Genomic DNA, 26,334 nt, shown 5'->3' on the forward strand with positions numbered 1-26,334 from the left:
GCCCACCGTAGGTTCGCGGCCCGATGGACGCCGCGCGATCCGCCTCCTTCCCCACGACACCGAATGCCGCTCCGCCCGACGGCTTCATCCGGCTCCGGGGCGTCCGGCAGAACAATCTGAAGGGCTTCGATCTCGATCTGCCCCTCGGGCGTCTCACGGTCATCACGGGCCTGAGCGGTTCGGGCAAGAGCTCGCTGGCGTTCGAGACACTCTACGCCGAGGGACAGCGCCGGTACGTCGAGACGTTCACCCCCTACGCGCGGCAGTTCTTTGACCGGATGGACAAGCCGGCGGTGGATCGCATCGAGAACATCCCGCCGGCAATCGCCATCGAGCAGCGCAACGCGGTGCGCACCTCGCGATCCACAGTCGGCACCATGACCGAGGTGTGTGATCACATGAAGGCCTTGTGGCCGCACCTCGCGGTGCTGCACTGCCGGCAGTGCGGCCACCGCGTCCGGCGGGAACCGCCACAGCTCGTTTGGGAGACGGTCATTTCCGAGGTTGGCGAGGGCGCCACGGGGGAGGTGATGATCACGTTCGAGCTTTCGTTGACGGAGCGGATGGGGATCTCCGAACAGCTCGAACTCCTGGGAAAACAAGGGTTCCGCCGCGTCCTGGTCGCCGGGGAAGTCCGTCGGATCGAGGAAGCGTCCGCGGCATTGAAGGGGGCCTCAAGTTTCACCGTCGTTGGGGACCGTGTCCGGATCACCGCGGCGAACCGGGCGCGATTTGTGGAGGCCTGCGAGGCGGCGTATCACTTCGGACGCGGACGCCTCGCCCTGCGGCGGGAGGGAGGCATCCGCCAGTTCTCGGCAGGTGTTCACTGCGCCCGATGCGACCTCGACTATGCCGAACCAGGGCCGGCCCTCTTCTCGTTCAATCACCCCGCCGGGGCCTGTCCATCCTGCAAAGGATTCGGCCGGGTGATCGGCATTGACCTCGACCGGGCGATCCCGGACCGGGCCAAAGCCCTCGCGGAAGGTGCCGTGAAGCCCTGGCAGTCCGGCATGAGCGCCGAATGCCAGCGCGATCTGGTCCGGGCCGCCCGCAAGGCCGGGGTGCCCGTCCACGTCTCCTTTCGTGATCTCACCCCGGCCCATCAGCACTGGGTCCTCGAGGGGGACCCGGACTACGTCCCCGACGATCCGGAGTGCTCATGGCCAAACCGATGGTATGGCGTGAAGGGCTATTTCCGATGGCTGGAGTCCCGGAGCTACAAGATGCATGTGCGGGTGCTGTTGTCGCGATACCGCAGCTACCGGACCTGTCCGGACTGCGGAGGCCGCCGCTTCAATCCCGATTCGCTGCTGTATCGCCTGCCCGCGGATCTGGAGACGACGACAGCAGGCCCGGTGCGGTACGCCGCGGGGAAGGCGGAGGCCCTCCGGGTGGATGACGCGCTGGTCCTCCCGGGGGCCGGCGGTCCGGGTCCAAGCGTCGCGACGGGTGACCAGGCGGCGGCCGGATGCTCGCTCGCCGACTTCTACGCCCTTCCGATCCGCGATGCGCTCCGGATCATCGAGGCCTTGGCGGGCCGTCATTCGGGCCGCACCGAGCCGCTCGGGCACGCCCTTCAGGAGGTCCGGAATCGCCTCGGTTACCTGGTGGAAGTGGGCCTCGGCTACCTGACCCTCGACCGCACGACCCGGACGCTGAGCGGTGGCGAAACCGAGCGTGTAAACCTCACGACCTGTCTGGGGACCCGGCTGGTCAACACGCTCTACATCCTTGATGAACCCAGCGTCGGGCTGCATCCGCGCGACACCCATCGCCTGGTGGGCATCCTTCACCGGTTGCGCGACCTGGGGAATACGGTGGTCGTCGTCGAGCACGAGACCGCGGTGATGGAGGCTGCGGACGAACTCCTGGATCTGGGACCCGGCCATGGCGAGTCGGGAGGACGAATTGTCTTCCAGGGACCGCCTTCCAAACTGGCCACCGCCCGGGGCTCGCTCACTGCGGAGTACCTGACCGGACGCCGCGCCATCCCTGCGGCACGCCGGCGCCCCCCCGCCGACAGCATCCTGCACCTGTCCCATGCCACGGCCCACAACCTGCGCGACCTTTCGGTCTCCATCCCGCTCGGCCGACTGGTCTGCCTCGCGGGAGTCAGCGGCTCCGGCAAGACCACGCTCGTGCGGGAGGTCTTGATGCCCCTGCTGCAGCAGGCGTTGTCGGCATCGGAAGCCCCCGTGCTCGATGCGGCGTTGGATGGTGAACTTCGGGAGGCCGCCCGTGCCCGGCTCCGGGAGGCCACACTCACGGGAACCGAATCGCTTGGAAACATGGTGCTGGTGGACCAGGCCTCGCTCGGAAGCACCCCGCGATCCAATCCGGCGGTTTATGTCGGCGCCTTCGACGACATCCGCGCCTTTTTCGCGGACTCGGAGCCGGCACGGGCGCAGGGGCTCACCGACGGCGCCTTCAGCTTCAATTCAGCACGCGGTCAGTGTCCACACTGCCGGGGTGCCGGGTTCGAAAAGATTGAGATGCAATTCCTGAGCGACGTCTTCATCCGTTGCCCGGCCTGCCACGGACGCCGCTATCGGGAGCACATCCTCGCCGTGACGATCCGGGAGCCCGATCCGGTCACCGCGACGGATGCCGCCCCCGCCCGCACTTGGAACATCGCCGACCTGCTGGAGAGCCCGATTGAGGACGCGATGTCATTTCTCGGGCGCTTTCGGGACTCCAAGGCCGCCGTCCGGGCGACGGCGAGGCTGCGCTTTTTGTGCGATGTGGGCCTCGGCTATCTGCGGTGCGGGCAGCCGATCAACACGCTGAGCGGCGGCGAATCACAGCGACTGAAGCTTGCCAGCCATCTGGACGGCGGCGGGCTCGGAACCACCTCCGGGCCCTGCCTGTTTGTCTTCGACGAACCGACCACCGGACTGCACGTCGAGGATGTCCGGGTGCTGCTGGAGGCCTTCCACCGCCTGGTGGATGCCGGGCATTCGCTCCTGGTCATCGAGCATCACCTCGACGTCATCCAGTCCGCAGACTGGGTGATCGAACTGGGCCCCGGGGCGGGCGACGAAGGGGGAAACGTCGTGGCCGAGGGGACCCCGGAGGACGTCGCCGCCACCGTAGGGAGCCCGACCGGGGAGTTCCTCAGGGAACGGTTCCCGGGCCGGGGCGCGGACGGATTCCCCAGGAGGTCCGGAGGTGGTGGGCAACGTGCCGTGAGGACGGCCTCCCGATCGAAGCGCGCAGACATCCGAACCCACTGATCGTGGGCACCCAGGGCCGGCTCGCCGGGTCCGGCGGATTGCGGTGCCGTCGTGACGGGGACGGGGCAACGTCAGTGGCGGTCGGAATTCCGATGTCAAAACGCTTGCAGGCGCGAATCCACTGTGTTACTCAACACACACAGCACGTGCATCTCTCCCAGATCCTGTCATGAACTCGTTTTCCAAGTCGTTCTTTTCGCGCAAGCGGCCGGGCTTCACGCTCATCGAACTGCTGGTCGTGATCGCCATCATCGCGATTCTCGCCGGCATGCTTCTGCCGGCTCTTGCCAAGGCCAAGGCCAAAGCCCAGCAGACCTTGGTTTTGAGCAACCTGAAGCAGGTCATGCTGGCTTGGCACCTGTACCAGACCGACAACAACGACTTCTTCGTCATGGCCTTCCACGGCGGCGAGTCGCGTGGTGACGGGCTGAACATGAACAATCCCTACCCCACGGCGCCCTTCAAATGGAACGGCCGCGATGCCGCTCCGTGGGTGATGGGGTGGCTGGATTGGGAAGCGCGGCCGGACAACACCAACATCCTCCTGCTGGTGGACGAGCGGTTCGCGAAACTGGCGCGTTACACGGGCCGGGCCCCTGGCCTCTTTACCAGCCCGGCGGACCGCTACGCCAGCCGGGTGCAAAAGGCCCGCGGGTGGTCCAAGCGGGCCCGAAGTCTTGCGGGGAACATCTATGTCGGTGAAGGGAATGCGAACACCGGTCCCACCGATCCGATTTACCGGCACGTCAAGAAGAGTGGCGACCTCACCATCCCGGGGCCTGCCGACACTTGGGTGTATCTTGATGAGCATCCTGACAGCATCAACGATGCCGGCTTCTTTGCCCCGCGCCAGACCTCTTGGATTGACCTTCCCGCCAGCTATTTCAATGGAGGCGGCGCGGTCGCCTTCGCCGATGGCCATGGCGAGGTCCACAAGTGGATCGCGAGCGTGCGCCAACCGGTCCGCACGGCAGCGTTCGGTGGCGCGACCGGCCGCCGCGGCGATCCGGATATCGCGTGGTTGAGCTTCCGAACGCCACGAAACACGGACCGGTTCTACGGACCCTGAGGTGTTTCACCTCGTCCCCGAAAGCCCGCCTTGGTGGCGGGCTTTTTTGTCTCCAGATCCCGGACGCCGGATGCGGGAACGACCAGGCCCTCAACGCCACCGCCCAAGGATCACCCCCGGTTCCGTGCCGGCAAGCTGAGCGCGGACGGATGCGGCACGCTCCGCGATGAACCACTTCAACGGGTGTGCGGCCCGGTCGCGTCCCCAGCCCGCCTCGCCGTCCGGTTCCTCCAGCGCCGTGGACGTCACCGCCCGCTCGAACCGTGCACCTCGACGATGGGATTCCTCGGAGACGATCGGGCGCAGCGGCGCGGCGAGGGCCTCCACCCGGCGATGCAGCACCTCGGGGACGTACACGGTGTCCAACAACTCCGCGAGCACCGCCCGGTAGCGCATCTGAAACTCCGGCACGCCCATGACCCGCTCCAGCAGCCGGTGCCGGCCCACCCAGGGCCTGTCAATGCTGGCATGCGCGCGGTCCATCGCCGACCCCGCCATCCCGAAGCGTCCCCACGCGTTGTCGAGGTCCCAGGGCATGAAATGAAATCTCCCGGAATCCGGGTCCAGCCAGACGTAAAAGTTCTGCCCGTTGGTCAGGAAACCGTCGTAGCTCGAAAGGAGCACGGTGACCGCAAGAAACCGTGCAAACGCCTCCAGATCGAGGAAGTCACCGACCTGCCCGGCAAAGGTGGCGTCATCCGCGTGGGTGAGCAGTCTGGACAACCCGATCACCCGCGAGGTCTGGTCGGGCGTGACGCGCGTCTTCGGGTCGTAGATCGGCTGATAGGCCGCCCAGTCGTCGCCGAGGTCGCTGAACAACTCGGTCGTCACCGGCTTGAAAATCGCCCCGGCGCGCGTTCCAAACCGTTCCTCGGCGAATTTCGCATCGAGATTCTCCACCAGCACGTACAGGCCGAGATACCCGGGGGAGACGGTTCCCGGGGACAGGAACAGCCGCGCAAAGGCGGTTCGGGGCGCCGGTACGCCCGCAGCACGGTACACCTCGTAGCCGAGCGCGTCGTGCAGGCAGGAGTCGTCCGTGACCAGGTTCCCGAAGTTCAGCGTCGTGCGGCTCGCGAGGGATTCGCCCTTCACAAACTTGTTGAGATCCACCTTGAACGGGCGCTTTGCGGAGGACTGGGAACGCAGGTAGGTCCCGTTGCCCTTGTACCGGACGGCCGCGTCGGCAAACAGGCGATCCTCGAACTCCACGACCCCGTGAACCCAGTCAAATTCGATACCACGGACGCCCGACAGCCCGCTCCGCCGCGCCGCAGGATTCCGCAGTTCAAAGCGGCCGCCGAAGTCGCGTCCCCGCTCCATCGGCTCGATGGACCGGGGTTCAATGGCCGCCCATTGTTCCGGATCGAACCGCAGGTGAACCGTCCAGATATTGGTGGTCCCATACAGGACGGCAGGGGTCAGCCCGTCCACAGGACGGCGCGCGGCGAATGCAGCCCAGGCGTTGGTCGGATTCGGTGTCGGCCCCTCCGGAGGCTCCGCGCCGCGACGCGGGCGAAATCCGGCGTCCTCCACGGCAAAAGCCTCCTGCCGCTCCTGCCACCATTCGCGGAGGGATCCTGCCGACCACGCGATGCTTCCCATCGCCAGGCCCAGTGCCGCCAGCGTTGCCGCCGGCCGTGCCACGGGGATGCCGGGTTCCGATGCCATGACGATCCATCCTAACCCCTGTCGGGGAAGACTCCAGCATGGAGGCAATGATCCCCTGACGCGGGACCCGATTGCGCGACAGGTCTGGACGCCACCGCGATCAAGGCCAACAACGGTGGCGCTTCACGGACGAATCCGATCACAAGGATTGAAGGTGGAGCCGCTTTTGGAGATCCTTGCTGGGACGAATCTTGGTGAATCTACCGGTCCATCGCTCATGAAAGTCCTGCTCGCCCTTGCCCTGCTCGCCGTCGCCCTGCCCGCTGCCGCCACCGACGAAGCCGTCCGCAACCTGAAAGCATTTCCGTCGGCGGAGCCGGGAATGCGACGCTTTGTCATCCTGGTGCCCGCAAGGAAGGCGGAGGAGGATTTCCGCGTGCAGCTCCTGGTCGGCAAAACCGTCCTGACCGACCCGGTGAACCGTCATTTCTTCGGGGGCTCGCTCGAGACGGAGACCATCCAGGGCTGGGGCTTCGACCGGCACATCCTGCGTCAACTCGGCCCGATGGCCGGCACGCTCATGGCCCCGCCGCCCGACGCGAAGCCGGTCGAACGTTTTGTGACGCTCGGCGGCGAACCGCAATTGCTGCGCTACAACAGCCGCCTGCCGCTCGTGGTGTACGTTCCCGAGGGCGTTGAGGTTCGCTACCGCGTCTGGCGCGCCGACTCCAGGACCACTGTGGCGAAGGAAGGCTGAAAATTACTCACCCCCCCGCGATCAGCACCCCTGCCGGCGTTCCCAAGAGCCTTCCAACGCCCCCTGTCGCACCGGCGTTTCGACGGACGCGCGCAGCGCCCGGCGCGGCTTCGCCATGGATCGCCTTCCGCGGCCACCCCGGAGCGTCCGGACTTCCAGCCAGCGCGGTGCCGGATCCTTCCCCGAATACACCCGCCAGGAGCTCCACGGATACTCGCCCAGCGCCTCCAACCGTCGTCGAACCAGCTCGCGCCCCGGATCCGGAGCGCCGGCCACCGCTGCGCGCCGTTGGTCCGCCTTCCCCAGCCCCAACCCCTTGATCCGGACCGGATTCAAATGAACATACCGGGCGACCTCGATCACCCCCTTTTCATCCTCCAACAAAATGGCTTTGAAGCGTCCCTGGAACACGTGCCCGGTCTGCCGGTGCGCCCAATTGAATCGGATGCTGTAGGTGACATTCAGCCATCGGATGGCCGCGCTCAGGTTCCCCAGGGGTGTCCGCACCAGCAGGTGGTAGTGATTGTCCATGAGGACGAACGCATGCACCTCCAGTGCGAACCGTTCCGGAAGCTCCGACACGAGCCCAAGGAACCGATGCCGATCCTCCCCGCTCAGAAACAGCGCCTCCTCCCGGTTCCCGCGCGCCGTCACAAGATACCACCCGCCCGCCACAACAACCCGCAACGCCCTGGCCATGCGCGAACATGGCCAGTTTCACCTCCAGCTATCAAACGTTGAGGTGCGACCCCATTGATCTCACTGCCGCCTTTGCTTTCGTCTGTGCGGTGCGACGCCCCGCGACGTTCCGGAGTGTCGCGGAAGTGGGCGAAGCCAAAGTTCGACCCTGCGCCCCGGGATGGCGGGCGACCTCGCACCGAGAACGGCGGAGGGCCGCGCGTACCTTACGACGTTCCGCTCATGCCGGCGCTGGGCTCGCCTCCCCAGCGTTGGCAACCGCTCGCGTTGCGGAATCCGGCCGGAGGTGGCGGACGCACTGGCCTGATGAGGGACCGGACCGGGCGCCCGCAAGTCCGTTCGCGCGATCGCCGACCCGATGCTTCAGGCCTGCCGGGCGGAGTCCCCGCAGACCGCACCTTGCCTCGAAGACCCTGCGCCCCGTAGCGTCACGTCCGGTCCGGGGGTCCGGCGACTCCCGGGTGCGCATCCACGATCCCCGTCCATTTTTTTATGAGCGTCCTCGTTGTCGGCACCACCGCCCTTGATTCCATCAACACCCCGAAGGCCCGCAATCCGAGGCTCCTCGGGGGCTCGGCAAGCCATGCGGCGGTCGCGGCCAGCTTCTTTGCCCCGGTCCGGCTCGTGGGGGTGGTCGGTGACGATTTCCCGGCGCGCTACATGAAGCTGTTCGCCTCCCGTGGAATTGATCTGACCGGTCTTGAGCGGGTGAAGGGCGGGCAGACCTTCCACTGGCACGGCGAGTACGAGGTCAACATGAACCAGCGGCGCACGATCAACACCGTGCTCGGCGTCATCGAGCACTGGTCCCCAAAACTCCCCGGGGTCTATGAGACCGCCCCCTACGTGCTCCTGGCCAATATCGCCCCGGCCATCCAGCACACGGTGCTCGACCAGATGACGCGGCCCCGATTCGTCATCGCCGACACCATGGACCTGTGGCTGAACGTGGCCCTCAAGGATCTTCTCCGCCTGCTGAAGCGCGTGGACTGCCTTGTCCTGAATGATGGGGAGGCCCGTCAGTTGACCGAGGAGGACAACGTGGTGACGGCGCTCGCCCGCATCCATCGGCTTGGACCGAAATACGTCATCATCAAAAAGGGGGAGCACGGGGCGCTGCTGTCCGGTCCCGACGGCCTCTTTGTGGCGCCGGCCTACCCCCTGAAGCGCGTGGTGGACCCCACCGGCGCCGGCGACTCCTTCGTCGGCGGTCTGCTCGGGTACCTCGCCTCGCAGAAGTCCGGCACCCCGGCGCGCCATTTGCGCCGCGCAATGATCCACGGAGCGGTGGTGGCGTCGTTTTGTTGCGAGGGTTTCGGACTCAGCCGCACGATCCGGGCAAAGCGGCCCGACGTGGTGCGCCGGGTCCGGGAGCTGGAAAAGCTTGCGCGGTTCTGACGGGAGTCCGGCGGTGCGTCGGCACCGCGCCATTTGGCAAGCCTGACCTGCCGATGACGCTCTCCATCGTCATCCCGACGCTCAACGAGGCGGAGGAACTGCCGGCGACCCTGCGGCATGTCGCCGCCGTTCCCGAGGTGACCGAAGTGCTCGTTTGTGATGGTGGCAGCCGTGACGCAACCCGGGAACGCGCCCGTTCTGCCGGGGTACGGGTGTTGGAAGGACCGCCAGGCAGGGGCACGCAATTGCGCCGGGGTGCCTGCCTGGCAGTGGGGGACGTGGTGGTGCTGCTCCACGCCGATACCTGGCTCCCCCCGGACGCCGGTACGGCAATCGGAGCCGTGCTGGCACGGCCCGAAGTGGTCGGCGGCGCATTCGAGATGGAGTTTCGGGATCCGCCGTTGTTCGTACGAGGCACCCGGTTTCGGTGCCGGCTACGGATGCGGTGGTTTCAGTTTGCCTATGGCGACCAGGCGCTGTTTGTGCGGCGGGACGAGCTCGCCCGCGCGGGAGGGGTGCCCGAGGTCCCGCTCATGGAGGAGTTCCTCCTCTGCGCGGCGTTGCGACGTCTCGGACGCCTCGCCCTGGCACCCGCCACGGTTTCCACGTCCTCCCGGCGATTCCGGCAGCATGGGACGCTTCGCACTTATCTGCGCATGGGAATGGTCACACTGGCCTGGTGGTTTGGCGCGAGCCCCGCGTTCCTTCAACGGCGCTACGCTCAAGGCCCGGATCCCTCCTCGCGAAGTTGATCGTGCGGAATTCCCACTCGGCGAGGAGCCGACTCCAACCACTGCACGACGGGCCCGGACAATGCGTCGAGCCGGAAAGGAGCCTCCTCGTGGCTGGCACCACTCAGTTCAACCATCGCCGAGCCGGGAGCGGAAAGCTCACGAAGGCCCTGAACCACTGCAGTGGGCGCCACCACGTCCCCATCGGCCGCGATGAACAGCGGCGTCAATCCGGATCCAAACAGCCAGTCGGCCGGATCGAGGCCGTCGGGTCCGGCCTCCGCGAGGGCCGGGAGCCGTGCGGTCGCGCGCCGGATGATTCCCCTGGGAAGCCAGGAGGCGTAGTCTTCCCGCAGCGCCTCGACGGCATCGCCAAGGCGCCCGTAGGGAGTCATGGCGATGGTGATGGCAACCCGGCCATCCACCAGGGTCCAGCGAATGGCCACGGCCGCCCCGTAGGACACTCCCAACACGGCGATCGGCGCGGACACCTGGTCGCGGCGCTTCAGTTCGTCGAGCAACTCCCGAAGGTCGGCGGCCTCCCGGATGCCAAAGGAGATGCGCCGCCCGTTGGATTCCCCGTGCCCGCGCAGATCCACCAGGACACACCGCCACCCTGCCGAACCCAGCCGCAGCGCCCAGGGAATCATCGAATCCTGGCTCAGCCCATATCCATGCAGCAGCACCACGGTGCCGCGGGGACGGCTAGACGACGGCAACGGGTCGCCGGGAACCGTGGCAAGAAACCGGTAGAATGGGCGAGGCCCTGAGGGACTGGCGTGATTGGTCACCACCACTTGGAGCCCGTAGTCCGCAGGAGGCACGACCCGGTAGGCGAGAGTCACCGGTGGCTCCCCAACGGTCGCCCACTGGAGCGGCACCCGCTCCGTGAATTCGCCGGGAAATGCGTAGTACACCCGGGGCTCGGGGGCGACGGCCTGGGGAAAAGTGTTGGGGGCGCGCGCCAACTGGCGGGCCACAAACCCTGAGGGCGTGCAGGCCGGAAGCGCCCCCGCCAGCGCCAGAGCCAACATCCATGGCAGGGAAAATGGGCGGCGCGGCACGTCAGCGAGGGCGCCCGGCCCCGGGGCAGAAGGGTCGCAGCACGTTGCCGGCAACCCGCAGGGCGTTCTGACGGCCTTCCAGCGTCCTGCCAAAAGTGTCGTCCTCAACCTCGATGCACACCGGGCCGCGATAGCGGGTCTCCATCACGGCGCCGAGGAAACGGCCCCAGTCCATCTCGCCATATCCCGGGATCCGCGGTTGATGCCACTCCAGCGGATGCGCAAAGACGCCGACGTCGTCCATCCGGTCACGCCGGATCTTCACGTCCTTGGCGTGCAGGTGGAAGATCCGGTCCTGAAACTCCTGGAGCGGGGAGACCGGATCCATGTGCTGCAGGACAAAATGCGACGGGTCGTAGTTCAGCCCGAAGTGCTTCGAAGGAATGTCGGCAAACGCCCGGCGCCATAGGATCGGCGTGGTCATCAGGTTTTTACCGCCCGGCCATTCGTCGCCCGTGAAACGCATCGGGCAGTTCTCGATGCCGATCCGAACCCCATGGTCTTCGGCGAAGGCGACCAGCGGCCGCCAGATTTTAAGGAACCGCGGCCAGTTGGCGTCCTCGGAGCGCGTCCAGTCGCGACCCACAAAGGTGTTCACCGTCTCCAACCCGAGCCGCTCCGCCGCCAGGATCACCCGGCGCAGGTGGGCCACCGCTGCGCGGGACACCGAGGGATCCGGGTCGAGCGGGTTCGGATAATAACCCAGGGCCGACAGCGACACTTGATGCCGGTTGCAGAGGGCGTGGATCGCGTCCGCCCCGGCCGCAGTGAGGCCGTCCACAACCACATGGGTGACCCCGGCAAACCGGCGTTCCGCGCGGCCACTGGGCCAGCACATGGCCTCGACGCACTCGAATCCCTCGGCCGCGGCGAACGTGAGTACCTGTTCGAGGGTGAGCTCGGGGAGGATTGCGGAGACGAAACCGAGTTTCATGGAATGCGGCCGCCGCAGGGTGTCGCAGGATCGCCGATCAACTCAACCGGGAATGGGAGGAAGGCTGAAGGCTGGAAGCCGGAAGCGGTGCCGGACGAACTCCCGTTCACCGAGGCAGGAGGTCCCCAAATGCCCCGGATCCTGGACGACGCGTACCGCACAGAAACCCGTTGACCCCCTTTTCAGCGGTTCGGTAGCGTTCTCCCGATGATTCCGATGGTTCATGTTCAGGGTGGCGCGGCTCCGTCGGTACGGAGCTGACGCGTGACCTTGGGCCTGCACTGCCGGCTCCCGGGTCGCCCGCGGTTCCGCCGCGGGTTTTCGATTTCCGGGGAGGGGGTCACGTGAAGCGTGAGCCGGTCTTCCGGGAACGGGAGAACATCACGAACGACAACAGCCGGTCACGATTTACGGGTCGCCACACACATGCGCCATACCATCTCGGTCCTCGTGGAGAACAAATTTGGCGTGCTCACGCGCGTCGCCGGGCTGTTCTCCGGCCGCGGCTACAACATTGACTCCCTGAACGTCGCTCCCACCCACGACCCGTCGCTCTCCCGGATGTCCATCGTCACCCGGGGCGACGACGCCACCGTCGAACAGATCGTCAAGCAGCTCGACAAGCTGATTGATGTGGTCCGGGTCATTGACTACCGGCAGGGCGACTTCATTGACCGCGAGCTGGTGCTGTTGAAGGTCGCCACCGGCCGCGACAACCGGGCCGAGGTGGCCCAGATGGCCGAGCTGTTCCGCGCCAAGGTCGTGGACGTCCAGCCCGAGAGCCTCACCATCGAGATCACCGGCGGCGAGGGGAAGATCGAGAAGTTCATCGAACTGATGAAGAGCTTCGGCATCCTGGACCTCACCCGGACCGGTCAGGTGGCCCTGCCCCGGTCGTGAACACGGGATGCCGCCCGGTGAGCCCGCTGCACGAAAGTCACGATGAGCGGCCGCCCCAGGCGAATGTCGGCCCGGAGGCTTGCATCCTCAACCCCTTCTCCAAGAATCCACAACTGAACCATGGCAAAAGTCTATACTGACAAGGACGCCGACCTCGGCGTGTTCAAAGGCCGGACCCTCGCAGTGCTCGGCTTCGGCTCCCAGGGCCACGCCCACGCGCTGAACCTCAAGGAAAGCGGTGCGAACGTCATCATCGGCCTTTATGAAGGGTCGAAATCCATCGCCGTCGCCCGCGAAAAGGGCTTCGAGGTGGTGCCGACCGCGGAAGCGGTCCGGCGCGCTGATGTGATCTTCGTGGCGCTTCCCGACACCAAGCAGGCTGCGGCCTACGCGAAGGACATCGGCCCCAACCTGTCCAAGGGCAAGACGCTGCTGTTCAGCCACGGCTTCTCGATCCACTTCAAGACCGTGGTGCCGCCAAAGGATGTGGACGTGATCCTGGTCGCCCCCAAGGGACCCGGCCACATCGTCCGCCGCCAGTTTGTCGAAGGAAAAGGCGTGCCCACCCTGATCGCGGTCTATCAGAATCCGTCCAAGAAGGCGCGGAAGACCGCTCTGGCCTGGGCGCGGGGCATCGGCGGCACACGAGCGGGGGTCCTCGAGACCACCTTCAAGGAGGAGACCGAGACCGATCTGTTTGGCGAGCAAACCGTCCTGTGCGGCGGCGCCTCGGCGCTGGTGCAGGCCGGCTTCGAAGTGCTGGTGGAAGCCGGGTACTCCCCGGAAATGGCCTACTTCGAGTGCCTCCACGAACTGAAGCTGATCGTGGACCTGATGAACGAGTCCGGCATCGCCGGCATGCGCTTCTCCATTTCCGAGACGGCGAAGTGGGGCGATGTCACGGTCGGCCCCAGGATCATTGACGCGTCCGTGAAGAAGCGGATGAAGGCGGCGTTGAAGGACATCCAAAGCGGCAAGTTTGCGCGGGACTGGGTGAAGGAATACGAGGGCGGCTACCGACGGTATCAGGCGCTGCTCAAGGCGGGCGAGAAGCACCCCATCGAGAAGACCGGCGCCAAATTGCGGGCCCTCATGCCGTGGATGCAGCGGAAGAACATTCGCGGCGCCCAGGCGGCCTACTGAACCGCGGCGGCCGCCAAGACGCAGTGGACACCGATCGCGACGCAGCCTAGGATCGTGACTTCAGCCTAGACGGAAACTTAAATCACGGAATTACGGATTGATCATGAACGAACCGGGAACTGCGGCGAAAAACGTGTTGCGCTCCGATGTGGAGATCCAGGGCACCCTCAAGTTTGCGGGTGAGATGACGTTTGAAGGAAAACTCGAAGGCGAGATTCGTGGCGAGGGCGTGCTCCATCTGGGAGACAGCGCCACGGTGAAGGGAGACATCCATGCCGACTCGGTCGTCGTGCGCGGCAAGATCAACGGCAACATCTCGGCGAAGGACCGGATCGAGATCAAGGCGAAGACCGAACTCTTCGGCGACATCAAGGCGGCGAAACTGGTGGTCGAGGAAGGGGTCACCTTCGTCGGCAAATCCGAGGTGAATCCGAACAAGGCGGTGCCCACCCCGCCGCCCGTTCCTCGCGGCGTGGAGAAGGCCCCGGAAGCCCCGCGCCCGCCGGACGCCGGCAAGCTGCTCGGGCGCTAATCCCCAGGGGACTTCAGTCCCCAGTCCGGGATGCCAGTTCAGCCAAAGGATCAGATCCAGGTCGTTTGTCCGAATTGCGGAAACGGGCAACTCGAGCCCCGCAGGGCGATCTCCACGACCTGTCGGAAATGCCGGCAGCACCTGTTGGTTCAGGAACTGCTGAACCCCAGGCTCGCGCCCGCCCCCGCGCCCGCCCTGCTGCACGCGCACCGACGCGTCACCTGCTTCGACTGTGGCACCGAGATGGACGTGCCGGTCGCCGCACGGTCTTCGATGTGCAAACGGTGCAGCAGTTATCTCGACTTCCAGGACTACTCCATCGCCAGCACGATCTCGAAGAGCTTCAAGACCAAGGGCCGGTTTGTGGTGGAGAAGAACGGCTACGTCTTCAATACCGAGGTGCTGGCCGGGGAGATCGTCATTCGCGGCCGCATTCTCGGCAAGTTGACCGCCGAACGGACCCTCACCGTCCATTCAAACGCCGAAATCCAGGGCACGTTCAAGGCCCCGCTTCTGGTGATTCCGGCGGACAATTGTTTCCACACGCGGGAAACCCTCCGGGTGACCTCTGTGGAAATCTTCGGGGAACTGGTCGGCAGCATCCGGGCCGAGCGGACGGTCTTCCTGCGCGCAACCGGTTCGGTGTTTGGAAACCTTCATGCCCACTCCCTGGTCGTGGAGGAGGGGGCCGTGCTGGTCGGACAGATCTCCACCGCGCCGGGTTGAGGAATCCCGCCCGGCGATCCGGTGTCCTGACCGTACCGGTGTCCGACTTCAACGCCCGGGCGCCGCCCGATGGCCCCGGACCCGCCTCAAAACACGAATCCGTTCGCCGCACAACGCCCGCTCAGGCCAGACTGCCGCGGGTTGAATCTCCTCATCGTTCACAACCATTACCGGCCGGGAGGCGTCCGACGCGTCATCGAACTGGCGTTCCCCGCCCTCCTGGAGGCTTGGGAGACGCCGGTGACCCGGATTGTTCTCGTGGGCGGGGAGCCCCCCGACGGCGCGTGGCTTCGGGAGTTCAAGGCCCGCGCCGGTCCCGCCAGGGTCGTCTGCGCCACGGAACCGGCCGCCGGCTACGTCTCCGAGCAACGCCTGGCCCCCGCCACCATCGCCCGGAGGCTGCGGCGCCATCTGGAAGCCGTCCTCAACAGCCTCGCTCCCGGCCCCTGCGTGATCTGGGCGCACAATCAATGCCTCGGGCGAAACCTGCTGCTGACCCAGGCGGTCCTGACCGCAGGCCCGGCTCGTGGTTTCCCCGTCGTGATGCATCACCACGACTGGTGGTTCGACAACCGGTGGGCGCGTTGGCCGGAAATGCTGCGGTGCGGATTCCGAACCCTTCATGACGTCGCGCGGACGCTCTTTCCGGACGTTCCCGGGGTGCGGCATGCCGCCATCAACCAAGCGGATGCCGCCGTGCTGAAGCGCCACCTGGGAGCGGACGCCGCCTGGATCCCGAACAGCGTTGAACCATTTCCCGAGGTGACCCCCGAGCGACGGCGTCGGGTGCGGGCCTGGATTCGGAAAAACATCGCCGGCGGCGACCCGGTCTGGCTGGTGCCCTGCCGCCTGATCCGCCGGAAAAACCTGGCCGAGGCGCTGCTGCTGACCCGGTGGCTGCGTCCGGAGGCGTGGCTGGTGACGACTGGAGGGGTCAGCTCGCCCGCCGAGGAGGATTACGCGCGCCGACTCCGGGAGGCGGCGCAGGAGGAAGGGTGGCGGCTCCGCCTGTCCGTGCTCACCGGCCCGGGAACCCGTCCGTCCGTTCCCGAGCTCATGGCGTCCAGCGAGGCGGTGCTGCTGACCTCCCTGCAGGAGGGATTCGGACTGCCCTTTATTGAAGCCTCAGCGGCGGGACGGCCGCTGATGGCCCGTTCCCTGCCCAACATTGCGCCAGACTTGAAGGCCTTCGGCTTCCGGCTGCCGCAGGTTTACGACGAGGTGTGGGTGGACCCGCAGTTGCTCGACTGGGATGCGGAGCGCCGGCGGCAATTGCGGTTGTTCCGTCACTGGCTGGCGGCGATTCCGGCCTCCTGCCGGAGCCGCGTGCCGTGTCCGGCGATGCTGGCCACCGCTGCGCCACCGTCTGCCGTGGCCTTCAGCCGCCTGACACTGACGGCGCAACTGGAAGTGCTCCGCCAACCCCGGGAACGGTCTTGGACCCTGTGCGCCAGGTGGAATCCCTGGCTGGAGGTCTGGCGGCGTCGCGCAGGACGGGGCGCATTGCAGGCCGCGCGCTGGCCGCGGGGGGCGCGACACTGGCTTTCGGAGTCCGCTTACGCCGGACGCCTGGCCTCCCTGGTGGCGACAGCGGCGACCTCCCCGCAGCACGATCGCGGTCCCGATTGCCAACAGGACCTGCTCAACGCCAAGCTGAGTCCGGAGAATTTGTATCCGCTGCTATGGAGCTCCCGTTCCTAAGAATCCGGGCGGTCATTCTGGACGTGTACTCCACGATGCTCACGGTCGGGCCCGCGCCGGCCGACGCGGAGGCGCGATGGCAGGCGCTGTACCGCGAACAGGTGCACCGGGAGGCGCCGTGGACGCGGACCGCGTTCGCCGCGGCCTGCAGCCACGTCATCGCCCGCCGCCACGCCGAGGCCCGTGCACGGGGCATTCCCTGGCCGGAGATCCACTGGCCCTCGGTGGTCACCGAGCTGATCCCGGACCTCAAGGACTCCGCGAATGGGCGGTTGGAATCGTTTATTGACCGGCAAATCCAGCTGGGGCGGACCGTCGGCATGGGGTCGGAAACAGCGACGACCCTGCACCTGCTGCGCCAGCGGGGCGTGCCGCTGGGCATCGCCTCCAACGCGCAGGCCTACACCCTTCGCGAACTGGGGGAGGCCCTCGCGGGCCATGGCCTGGATCTCGGAATCTTTCATCCGGACCTGTGTTTCTGGTCCTTCAGGAACGGATTCAGCAAACCGGATCCTCATGTGTTTCAGCGCCTGACCCTGCGCTTGGAATCCCTGGGCATTCCGCCCGCGCAGTCCCTCATGGTGGGCGACCGCGCGGACAATGACATCCGGCCGGCGCGGACGTTTGGCTGGAGCACGTGGCATCTGACCCGGGGCCCCGGGGAGGCGCCGTTCGGTTCGTGGAGCGACCTGCGCACCTGGCTCGAGTCGAGGACCGGTTCCGAGGAAACCGCCGCCCACCGCACCCCGGGCCCGGATGAGGTCCCGTCCCAATCCTAGAGCGCCCCGATTTCTCAAATGAGCACCCCCACGCCCACCGGTTGCACCCCCAAACGAATCGGCTTCATCTCGACGCGCTTCCGCGGCACGGACGGCGTCACGCTCGAAGCCCGGAAATGGGCGACCATCCTGGAGGACATGGGGCACACCTGCCACTGGATGGCCGGCCAGCTCGACGCGCCGGCCGGCCGGAGTTATGAGGCGCCCCTGGCCTACTTCGGGCATCCGGAGGTGGACGCGGTGCAGGCCCGGTTGTTTGACGTCACCAGCCGCAGCCGGGCCATTACCAACCAGATTCAGGCGCTCAAGGAGCAATTGAAGGACGAGCTCTACCACTTCATCCGCAAGTTCGATCTGGAGGTGCTCATCCCCGAGAACATCCTGGCCATCCCGATGCATGTCCCCCTGGGGCTGGCCATGACGGAGGTCATCGCGGAGACCACGCTCCCGGTCATTGCCCATCACCACGACTTCGCCTGGGAGCGGGAGCGATTCACGTTGAACGGCGTCAACGATTATCTGGCGTCGGCGTTCCCACCGGCGTTCTTTGGCATGGAGCACGTGGTCATCAATTCGATGGCGCAGAAGGAACTCGCGCGCCGCCTCGGCATCCCGTCCCAGATCATCCCCAACGTCGTGGAGTTCGAAAACACGCCGCCGGGGATTGACGCCTACAACGCCGACCTCCGGAAGGAGATCGGGCTGAAGGACGACGACTGGTTCATCCTGCAGCCGACCCGTGTCGTGGCACGCAAGGGCATTGAACATGCGATCGAGCTGGTGCGGCGGCTTGGCGATCCCCGGGCACGATTGGTCATCTCGCATCCGGCCGGCGATGAGGGCAACGCCTACATGCAGCTGCTCCGCGAGCGGATCGCCGACGCCGGGATTGATGTGCGGTTCATCGCCGACCGCGTGGGGGAACACCGGGGGATCAACGCCGAGGGCCGCAAGGTGTACACCCTGTTTGATGTTTATCCCCACGCCGACCTGGTGACCTACCCCAGCCTGTACGAGGGCTTTGGCAACGCCTTCCTTGAGGCGATCTATTTCGGCAAGCCCGTCGTGGTCAACACGTACGCCGTGTACGCCCGCGACATTGATCCCCTCGGGTTCAAAATCATCGAAATGAACCAGCTGCTCACCCGCGAGGCGGTGGAACAAACGCGGCAGGTTCTGGAGGACGGTGCGCTGCGTTCCGAGTGGGCGGGAATCAACTACGCCCTCGGCCTCAAGTACTTCTCGTACACCGTCGCCCGGCGAAAGCTCGCCGCCCGTCTTTCCAATCTCTTCGGCGACGGCGCCTGAGCGCGCCCGGGCGCGCCTCAGGCCAGGAGCGCCTTGATGGGGTGGACCTCCTCGACCCCGGTGAGACGCTGATCGAGCCCCTGGGACTTGAAGGTGAACCGGCGGTGATCAATGCCCAGGCAGTGGAGGAGCGTGGCGTTGATCTCGTTGATGTGCACCGGGTGCTCCACCACGTTGTAGCTGAAATCGTCCGTCTCCCCATACACCACACCGCCCCGGATGCCGCCGCCGGCCATCCACATGCAAAAGTTCTTGGGGTGATGATCCCGCCCGTAGTCATCCCTTTTGAGCGTGCCCTGGGAATAGACGGTGCGCCCGAATTCGCCGCCCCAGACCACCAGCGTCTCGTCGAGCAGCCCGCGCTGCTTCAGATCCTGGATCAGGGCCGCACTGGCCTGGTCCACGTCGCGGCACTGGAGCCGGATCTCGCTGGGCAGGCTCCCGTGCTGGTCCCAGCCCCGGTGGAGGATCTGCACGCAGCGCACCCCACGCTCCACCATGCGCCGCGCCAGCAGCGCACTGGCGGCGTAGGTTCCCGACTTGGTGACCTCCGGACCGTACAGGTCCAGCGTGGCCGGGGACTCTGATGAGAAATCCACCAAGTCCGGCACGCTGGTCTGCATGCGGAAGGCCATCTCATACTGCGCGATCCGGGTTTCGATCTCCGGGTCGCCGATCCGGGCATGGCCCTGCTCGTTGAGCCGGTTGAGGGCATCGAGGAGTGTGCGCCGGTCCCCGGCGGTCACGCCCGGCGGATTCTGCAGGTACAGCACGGGATCCCCCACGGCGCGCAGGGTGACCCCGGAATACCGGGTCGGCAGGAAGCCGCTGCTCCACATGCGGGTGAACAGGGCCTGGGCGTTGGCCTTCGACGACCAGTTGGGCGTGAGAACCACAAACGCCGGCAGGTCGTTGTTCTCGCTCCCGAGGCCGTAAGCCAGCCACGAACCCAGACTCGCCTTCCCCGGCACCTCGCTGCCGGTCATCACAAAGGTGCACGCCGGGTCGTGGTTGATCGCATTGGTGTGCACCGTCTTGATCAGGGCGATGTCGTCCACAATGCGGGCCGTGTGCGGCAGGAGTTCGCTGACCCACATCCCGGACTGTCCGTGCCGGGAGAACCGGAACATGGACGGTGCCACCGGCAGCCGCGACTGGCCGCTGGTCATGGTCGTGATGCGCTGGCCCATGCGCACGGATTCCGGCAGGTCCTTGTCGAACTGCGCCTCCAGGTTCGGCTTGTAATCCCACAGGTCCAGCTGGGACGGCGCACCGTTCATGTGCAGATAGATCAGACTGCGGGCCTTCGGGGCGAAGTGCGGCAGGCCTGGGAGGGGGGGATGCACCGGGCCGGGCACGGCGGCGCCCAGGAGGCGCCCCCCAGCCCGCGTGCCGCCGAGCAGCGCCAGCCCGACGCCACCAAGACGCAGGCCGACATCGCCAAAGAACTGGCGGCGGGTCTGCCGGGCCTGAAATTCATTCCAAGAATTCGTCTGCATGGCGGGGGGGATGGCGGGATGGCGGAAGCGGTCTCAGTTGCGGGTCACCGTCTCGTCGAGGTTCAACAACAGGTTGGCGGTGAGCGTGTACGCGGCCAGCTCGGCTTCGGGAAGCGCGGAGTCCGGACGCGACTCGCCAAAGGTCACCGCCATGCGGGCGGCCTCCGGATCCGAGGCGTAGCGGGCCCGGTGTGCGTCGAGGGCCTCGCAGACCACCGCCAGCTCATTCGCGAGCGGCGGGCGGCCCAAAACGACGCGATACCCGAAGCCGATGCGCTCCTCGGGGGTGGATCCGCCCTCGGCCAGCATCCGTTCCGCCAGCGCTCTCGCCGCCTCAAAGTGCTGCACATCATTCAACAACTGGAGCGCCTGAAGGGGGGTGTTGCTGCGTTCCCGACGGGTGCAGGGCTGCTCCCGGTTGGGCGCATCGAACGTGGACATGAACGGCGCAGGCGCCGTGCGCTTGAAAAACGTGTACACGCTCCGGCGATACAGGGCCGCTCCGGTGTCCTGCCGGTATTCCCGGGTGTTTGATCCCACGAATCCCACCGGCTCCCAGATGTTGGGTGGCTGGTAGGGCTTTACGCCGCGCCCGCCCATTGTGAGATCCATCAGCCCGCTCACGAACAGGGCATTGTCCCGGATCTGCTCGGCATCGAGCCGGAACCTCGGACCACGGCCCAGGAGCCGGTTCTCCGGATCCCGGGACCACTGCTCCGGGGTTCCCTGGGGCGACTGCCGGTAGGTGGCGGAAGTCACCAACTGCCGGACCAGCCGTTTCACATCCCAACCCTGATCCCGGAAATCTGCGGCCAGCCAGTCGAGCAGGTCGGGATGGCTCGGCGGCTCCCCCTGCGACCCAAAGTCCCCGGCGGTCCGAACCAGCCCGCTTCCGAAAAACTGCTGCCAGATGCGGTTGACGGTGACCCGGGCGGTCAGCGGTTGCTCGGGGGACACCAGCCAGTGCGCCAGATCCAGCCGGTTCAGACGCGGCGGGGTATCGGAAGAACCCGCGATCACCGTCGGGGCCGGCGACAGCGCCGCCGGCATGGAAGGAACCACCCGGTCCCCGGGCTTGTCGTACTGTCCACGCACCATCACAAAGGCATCGCGCGGCATATCGAGATCGCGGAAGATGAAGGTCCCGGTAATGGCGTTGTCCAGGTCCGCGCGATCCTTTTTCAAACGCGCAACCTCGCTGTTCAACGGGTCAAAGGTCGGACGGGTCGGCACACAAACCTTCGCCAGGTAGTGATCCCGAAGTTTCGTGAGATCCTCTGGGGAACGGTTGGTGATCGAGGAGTTCTTGAAAATGGCACGGAGTTCCGCGGGCAGTTCACCGGGTTCCCTGCCCTCATACTGTCGCTGCCACACCAGCAGCGAGTGGAGAGGGTCGCTGGCCGGATCCACGCGTCCGTGAACGCCCGCCTTGTCCCACGTCACCGTTCCGTCGAATTGCGTGAAGGCGAGGCCCTTCAGCCGGTCGCCGGACTTCAATCCCACCCGCTCGGGCGGCACCTCCAGACGCGTCCACGCCCCCGCCGGCGGCAGGTCCCCGATCCGGGCCCGGCTGGGCTTGTCCTTCTCGCCCCAGTTGATCGCATCGGCGTCGCCCCAGACCGCCCGGTGTTCCCATCCGTCCTTGTTGAACTGGAGCATGATCGCCTTCGGCGGATCCGCAGGATCCAGATACACGTGGGCGAACAGGGTGGCTCCGGGGGGGATCTCCAGCAGCGCCGCACCGCTGTCGTAAAAATCCTGGGCGATCCCGCGGTCCTGGCGCCGCAGGGCTCGTTGACCCGAGAACACCGGGCCCTCGCCCGCCTCCACCCACCGGGTCGGGCCTCCCGAAGCGGTCACCTTCGCCCCCGCGGGGAAATCCTCATCCAGCCACACCGTTTCCTGCTCCTGCGCCGGAGGCGGCGGGTCGAGGGTGGCGGGGTCGGCATACGACACCGTCGCCAGCGCCTCGAGAACTCGGGCTTCCGCCTCCCGGATCCTGGCATCATACGCCGCGAGGCGCTCCTCCTGCGTTGGCTCGGGCAGCTTGATCGTCGGGGCGGTCAGCAGGGCGTTGCCATCCATCGCCGGATCGGCCGCGCTGAGGAAGAAGGCGTAGAGGGAGTAGAACTCCTTCGCCGAGATCGGATCGAACTTGTGATCGTGGCAGACGGCGCAACCGGCGGTGAGCCCCAGCCACGTCTCGGCCATCGTGGAGGTCCGGTCCACCGCGTATCGAAAGATGAACTCCGCATCAATGGCCCCCCCCTCACCGGTCGTGACATTGCACCGGTTGAACCCGGTCGCCGTCAGCTGCTCCCGCGTGGGTGACGGCAGCAGATCTCCCGCGAGTTGCTCAATGGTGAATTGATCGAAGGGCAGGTTCCGGTTGAACGCCGCCACCACCCAGTCGCGGTACGGCCACATGGAGCGCTCGTTGTCGAGATGCAGCCCGTGCGTGTCGCCATACCGGGCCACATCCAGCCAGTGCCGCGCCATCTGTTCCCCAAAAAACGGGGAGGCGAGAAACCGGTCCACCACCCGTTCGTAGGCATCCGGCCGCGGATCGGCGACGAAAGCCCCGACCTCCGCCGGCGTCGGCGGCAGTCCCCGAATGTCAAAGCTGAGCCTCCGGATCAATGTGGACGGATCCGCCGGTTCGGCTGGCCTCCAACCCTCCTGCGCCAGGCGTTCCCGGACGAAGCGGTCCACCGGGCTTTCGGACTTCGGGTCGCCCTGGATTGGCCCGGGAACCGGAGGGGCAACGACGGGTTCAAAGGACCAGTGACGCTGATAGACCGCCCCTTCCAGGATCCACTGCCGCACGAGGTCCCGCTGTTCGGCGGTCAATGCCTTGTGCGTGTCCGGCGGCGGCATCACATCATCAGGGTCGGTGGTGACCACCCGCTGCCACAGCGCCGAAGCCTCGGGATCTCCAGGCACAATTGCCGGCACACCTGACTTGCCGGGGAACAGGGCGCCCTCAGGAACGTCCAGGCGGAGCCCCGCTTTGCGATGCTGGGCATCCGTGCCGTGGCAGGCGAAGCAATTGTCGGAGAGGATGGGCCGGATGTCCCGATTGAACGACAGCCGGGACGGGGCCTCGGTCACCGCGGCGACCGAAAGGTCCAGCGCCAGCGCGAGCGCAATCAGCGCACCCGCACCCCATCGAATGCCCCGTGGCGACGGGACGTTGAACGGCAGGGACGATAAACCCATCGGAAGCAGTTTTGACCTTGGCGGCGCAATTTCAACCGGTCAGGCATCCGATTGAGCCGCGAAATTATTCAACGGTGTGTCTCCGGAGCTCAACCGACCGCCGGCATCGAACCCTTCGGAGGCCCGTCAGTCGAGCCGTCGGACCCAGATGTTGCGGTAGCGAACGGGGTCCCCGTGGTCCTGAAGCAAAATCGGGCCCTTCGGGGTGGCGCCGGCGAACTTCGCGGCGGTGGTCGCGTCGCCCTTCACCGGGATTCGATCCTGCACCAGCACGCCATTGTGCAGCACGGTAAACGACCCGGGTGCCACCTTGCCGTCGGGTCCGGGCATCGGGGGATGAAAGATGATGTCGTAGGACTGCCACTCCCCGGGCTTGCGGCTGGCATTCACCAGCGGCGGGTTGTGACCGTAGAACGCACCTGCCTGGCCATTCGGATACGTGGGGTTCTGGTGCGAGTCGAGGACCTGGATCTCATAACGGCCCTGGAGATAAACGCCGCTGTTCCCACGCTCCTGCCCCTCACCCCGGACCACCGCCGGCGCCGCCCATTCGACGTGCAACTGGACCGGGCCGAACTCCTCGCGGGTCAGAATGCTGCCTCCGGAGACCTCTGCATGGCCATTCTCCACCTTCCACTTCGGGGCGGTGCCCCCCTCGCCAACCCAGGCCGAGAGGTCGGTGCCGTCAAACAGGACGATGGCATCGGAGGGCGGGCCACCCGCGGTTCCGGGAGTCACCACCCGCGGCTCGGCATCGGCGGCGGGACAACGGAGGACGGTGACAAGAAGCAGGGACAATGCGGCGATGCCGTTGAACCGGGAGGGTTTCATGGGGCGGGAATGATTCAGTTCGAGGGCTGCCTCCGGGTCCAGGACTGGAAGATCTCCTCAAAGGTGGTTTTCAAGTTCTTGGTGATCTCCCAGCCTGGATAGTGCGCCCGCATCTTGTCCAGATTTGAGATGTAGCAGATGTGGTCCCCCTGGCGGTTCTGGTCCACGTACTCGTACTGCATCGGCCGGCCCGAAATGCCCGCGATGAGGTCGAAGGCCTCGAGGATGGACACGGAGTTCGCACGGCCCCCGCCGATGTTGTACACCTCCCCCATGCGGGGCGCGGCGAGGAACCGCTGGATGAATCCGACGACGTCGGCGCTGTGGATGTTGTCCCGGACCTGCTTGCCCTTGTAGCCGAAAATCCGGTACTTGCGGCCTTCCAGGTTGCACTTGATGAGGTAACTGAGGAACCCGTGCAACTCGACGCCGCTGTGGTTGGGCCCGGTGAGGCAACCGCCGCGCAGACAGCAGGTGGGCATCCCGAAGTAGCGCCCGTACTCCTGGACCATCACGTCCGCCGCGACTTTGGAGGCGCCAAAGAGGGAGTGCTTGCTCTGGTCAATACGAAAGGTCTCCCGGATGCCGTCCGAATACTCCGGGCTCCCGTAATCCCACCGGGTGGGGAGCTCCACGAGGGGGATCTCGTTCGGGGCATCCCCATACACCTTGTTGGTGCTCATGTGGACGAAGGGCGCCTCGGGGACCGCAAGCCGGGCCGCCTCCAGCAGGTTCAGGGTCCCGACCGCATTGACGTCAAAATCATCGAACGGCCGGCTGGCCGCCAGATCATGGCTGGGTTGGGCGGCGGTGTGGACGATGGCGTCGGGCTTCACGGTCTGAAGCAGTTCGAGGACGCCCGGCCGGTTCCGGATGTCCAGCTCATGGTGACGGAACCCGGGCCACGTTTCGCGGAGCCGGTTCATGTTCCAGCGGGTGTCCCCCTGCGGCCCAAAGAAATCGGCCCGCATGTTGTTGTCCACACCGTGAACCCGCCAGCCGTCGCGGGAGAAGCCGGCAACGACCTCGCTGCCAATCAGACCGGACGAGCCGGTCACAAGGAGTTTTTTGGGAGTCATGTTCGAGGAAAAGGGGGTGGAAGAGGTGTCGGTGAGCGTCCCGGGTGGAAATGGTCCTGAAGAAACCGCAGGTAGGTCTCGGCGCGGCGCTTCCACGTGTAGTCTTCGAGAACGTACTGCGCCGGCCGGGCAAGGGCGTCCCGCATCGCTGCGATCAGGGAGGCCCGGTTGCCGTACTCGTAGTATCGCCCCTGCTCGGCGAGGAGGTTGGCCGGCTCTCCCACACGGTTGGTGACGACCGGTTTGCCGCCGCGGATGTAGTGGAACACCTTGTTGGGACATCGGGAGCGGTTCTGGACCGTGTCCTTGAGCGGCAGGAAACAGAACCGGATGGCCGGGGCGGGTACGAGGCCGTCAAGGACGGGCAGGGTCAGCTGCCCCGTGAACACCGCCCGCCCGTCGGGCAGAAACCGGGCGATTTCCGCCTCGAGACGCTCCCGTTCGGAGCCATTGCCGGCGATCAACAGGTCGAGATCGAGATCCCGGCAGCACGCCGCCAGGAGGACCAGTTCCTGAAGATCCTCGCGGTACAAGGCGCCCAGGCTGCCCAGGTACATCGCATACTGGCGGCCGGGGCGCAGGCATTGTTCCGCAAGCCCGGGAGACGTGGGTCCCGTGGGATCAAATCCGTAAGGAATGTACGCCGTCGGCAGGGCGCCCAGATGACGCCGGTATTCGGACTGCAGGTAGGTCGAGGAGAAGACGAACCCGGAGGAAATGCGGCGGGCGATCCATTCCATGAGGACGGATTTGAGCTTCGCCTTCCAGCCACGCGGCATGGAGGACAGCCATTCATCCCAATCCGAAATGACCCGCGCCCCGTGGCGGCGCAGGCTCCATCCCATGACTTCGCCCACCAGGTTGGCATTGATCAGGTGGACAAACTGGACATCGCGAAAGTCGCGGGCGGCCCGCGCAAAATGTGCGGGATTGCGGCTGGGAACCCAGCGGCAGCACTCGACCAAATCGTGCTGCTCCAGCAGCTGGCGGCTCCCCGGCGACTCGGCGAGGCACAGGACCGGATCCTGCCCCAGACGCTTCAGGGCCCCGCCAAGGGCGGCGGCACGAATCAGGCTGGCATTGGCTGGAAAGTAACCCGCCCCGACGATTAGGACTTTCAT

The 26,334-nt window shown here is 66.2% G+C and carries 21 protein-coding genes; 12 read left to right on the top strand and 9 right to left on the bottom strand.

Annotated elements, in window-relative coordinates; all coding sequences use genetic code 11:
- Positions 1-23 precede the first annotated feature (23 nt).
- Both KF791_03600 and KF791_03605 read left to right on the top strand, forming a co-directional pair.
- Positions 24-3,233: an excinuclease ABC subunit UvrA gene (locus KF791_03600; GenBank protein ID MBX3731660.1), complete on the top strand. Its 3,210-nt coding sequence runs from the start codon at positions 24-26 to the stop codon at positions 3,231-3,233.
- A 169-nt stretch (positions 3,234-3,402) separates the two neighbouring features.
- Entirely contained in the window at positions 3,403-4,302 is a 900-nt protein-coding gene (locus KF791_03605) for a prepilin-type N-terminal cleavage/methylation domain-containing protein (GenBank protein MBX3731661.1), read from the top strand.
- Between the two features lie 90 nt (positions 4,303-4,392).
- On the opposite strand, the gene KF791_03610 is transcribed toward KF791_03605, so the two are convergent.
- The gene (locus KF791_03610; GenBank protein MBX3731662.1) at positions 4,393-5,973 is read right to left on the bottom strand and encodes a CotH kinase family protein; all 1,581 of its coding nucleotides are present in this window, start codon (positions 5,971-5,973) and stop codon (positions 4,393-4,395) included.
- Positions 5,974-6,190: 217 nt separating this feature from the next.
- Between KF791_03610 and KF791_03615 the strand changes: the two genes are divergently transcribed.
- Positions 6,191-6,670 carry an ecotin family protein gene (locus KF791_03615; protein ID MBX3731663.1) on the top strand — a complete coding sequence of 160 codons (480 nt, stop codon included), beginning with the start codon at positions 6,191-6,193 and terminating at the stop codon, positions 6,668-6,670.
- Positions 6,671-6,691: 21 nt separating this feature from the next.
- Here KF791_03615 and KF791_03620 read toward each other — a convergent pair whose 3' ends face one another.
- Positions 6,692-7,369 (bottom strand): transposase, encoded by a 678-nt coding sequence (locus KF791_03620; GenBank protein ID MBX3731664.1) that lies wholly within the window; start codon positions 7,367-7,369, stop codon positions 6,692-6,694.
- 492 nt (positions 7,370-7,861) lie between these two features.
- Here KF791_03620 and KF791_03625 point away from each other — a divergent pair, with 492 nt between their 5' ends.
- Both KF791_03625 and KF791_03630 read left to right on the top strand, forming a co-directional pair.
- On the top strand, positions 7,862-8,767 hold the full coding sequence (locus tag KF791_03625; GenBank protein MBX3731665.1) for a sugar kinase: 906 nt from the start codon (positions 7,862-7,864) through the stop codon (positions 8,765-8,767).
- Between the two features lie 53 nt (positions 8,768-8,820).
- Positions 8,821-9,519: a TIGR04283 family arsenosugar biosynthesis glycosyltransferase gene (locus KF791_03630; GenBank protein ID MBX3731666.1), complete on the top strand. Its 699-nt coding sequence runs from the start codon at positions 8,821-8,823 to the stop codon at positions 9,517-9,519.
- Here KF791_03630 and KF791_03635 read toward each other — a convergent pair.
- Together KF791_03635 and KF791_03640 are read right to left on the bottom strand one after the other, a co-directional pair.
- Positions 9,489-10,562, bottom strand: a complete 1,074-nt coding sequence (locus tag KF791_03635; protein MBX3731667.1) for an alpha/beta hydrolase — start codon at positions 10,560-10,562, stop codon at positions 9,489-9,491. The genes KF791_03630 and KF791_03635 overlap by 31 nt on opposite strands.
- 1 nt (position 10,563) lies before the next feature.
- Entirely contained in the window at positions 10,564-11,496 is a 933-nt protein-coding gene (locus KF791_03640) for a sugar phosphate isomerase/epimerase (GenBank protein MBX3731668.1), read from the bottom strand.
- Between the two features lie 426 nt (positions 11,497-11,922).
- Here KF791_03640 and ilvN point away from each other — a divergent pair, with 426 nt between their 5' ends.
- From ilvN to KF791_03675, 7 genes are all read left to right on the top strand, one after another.
- Complete coding sequence (gene ilvN / locus KF791_03645) at positions 11,923-12,396, top strand: acetolactate synthase small subunit (protein MBX3731669.1); 474 nt, start codon at positions 11,923-11,925, stop codon at positions 12,394-12,396.
- A gap of 120 nt (positions 12,397-12,516) precedes the next feature.
- Positions 12,517-13,539, top strand: coding sequence for a ketol-acid reductoisomerase (gene ilvC, locus KF791_03650; GenBank protein ID MBX3731670.1), 1,023 nt, complete (start codon positions 12,517-12,519; stop codon positions 13,537-13,539).
- A gap of 103 nt (positions 13,540-13,642) precedes the next feature.
- On the top strand, positions 13,643-14,071 hold the full coding sequence (locus tag KF791_03655) for a polymer-forming cytoskeletal protein (protein MBX3731671.1): 429 nt from the start codon (positions 13,643-13,645) through the stop codon (positions 14,069-14,071).
- 30 nt (positions 14,072-14,101) lie between these two features.
- Entirely contained in the window at positions 14,102-14,797 is a 696-nt protein-coding gene (locus tag KF791_03660; protein ID MBX3731672.1) for a polymer-forming cytoskeletal protein, read from the top strand.
- A gap of 141 nt (positions 14,798-14,938) precedes the next feature.
- Positions 14,939-16,498: a glycosyltransferase gene (locus tag KF791_03665; GenBank protein MBX3731673.1), complete on the top strand. Its 1,560-nt coding sequence runs from the start codon at positions 14,939-14,941 to the stop codon at positions 16,496-16,498.
- Complete coding sequence (locus tag KF791_03670) at positions 16,480-17,277, top strand: HAD family hydrolase (protein MBX3731674.1); 798 nt, start codon at positions 16,480-16,482, stop codon at positions 17,275-17,277. The genes KF791_03665 and KF791_03670 overlap by 19 nt, the downstream gene beginning before the upstream one ends.
- An 18-nt stretch (positions 17,278-17,295) precedes the next feature.
- Entirely contained in the window at positions 17,296-18,585 is a 1,290-nt protein-coding gene (locus KF791_03675) for a glycosyltransferase family 4 protein (protein ID MBX3731675.1), read from the top strand.
- A 17-nt stretch (positions 18,586-18,602) separates the two neighbouring features.
- On the opposite strand, the gene KF791_03680 is transcribed toward KF791_03675, so the two are convergent.
- From KF791_03680 to KF791_03700, 5 genes are all read right to left on the bottom strand, one after another.
- The gene (locus tag KF791_03680; protein MBX3731676.1) at positions 18,603-20,084 is read right to left on the bottom strand and encodes a DUF1501 domain-containing protein; all 1,482 of its coding nucleotides are present in this window, start codon (positions 20,082-20,084) and stop codon (positions 18,603-18,605) included.
- Positions 20,085-20,117: 33 nt separating this feature from the next.
- The gene (locus tag KF791_03685) at positions 20,118-23,303 is read right to left on the bottom strand and encodes a PSD1 domain-containing protein (GenBank protein ID MBX3731677.1); all 3,186 of its coding nucleotides are present in this window, start codon (positions 23,301-23,303) and stop codon (positions 20,118-20,120) included.
- A 126-nt stretch (positions 23,304-23,429) separates the two neighbouring features.
- Entirely contained in the window at positions 23,430-24,134 is a 705-nt protein-coding gene (locus KF791_03690) for a DUF1080 domain-containing protein (protein MBX3731678.1), read from the bottom strand.
- 14 nt (positions 24,135-24,148) lie between these two features.
- Complete coding sequence (locus KF791_03695; GenBank protein MBX3731679.1) at positions 24,149-25,213, bottom strand: NAD-dependent epimerase/dehydratase family protein; 1,065 nt, start codon at positions 25,211-25,213, stop codon at positions 24,149-24,151.
- Positions 25,210-26,334 carry a glycosyltransferase family 4 protein gene (locus KF791_03700; protein ID MBX3731680.1) on the bottom strand — a complete coding sequence of 375 codons (1,125 nt, stop codon included), beginning with the start codon at positions 26,332-26,334 and terminating at the stop codon, positions 25,210-25,212. Before KF791_03700 ends, KF791_03695 begins: the two co-directional genes overlap by 4 nt.

Source organism: Verrucomicrobiia bacterium (assembly GCA_019634635.1).
GTDB lineage: Bacteria > Verrucomicrobiota > Verrucomicrobiia > Limisphaerales > UBA9464 > UBA9464.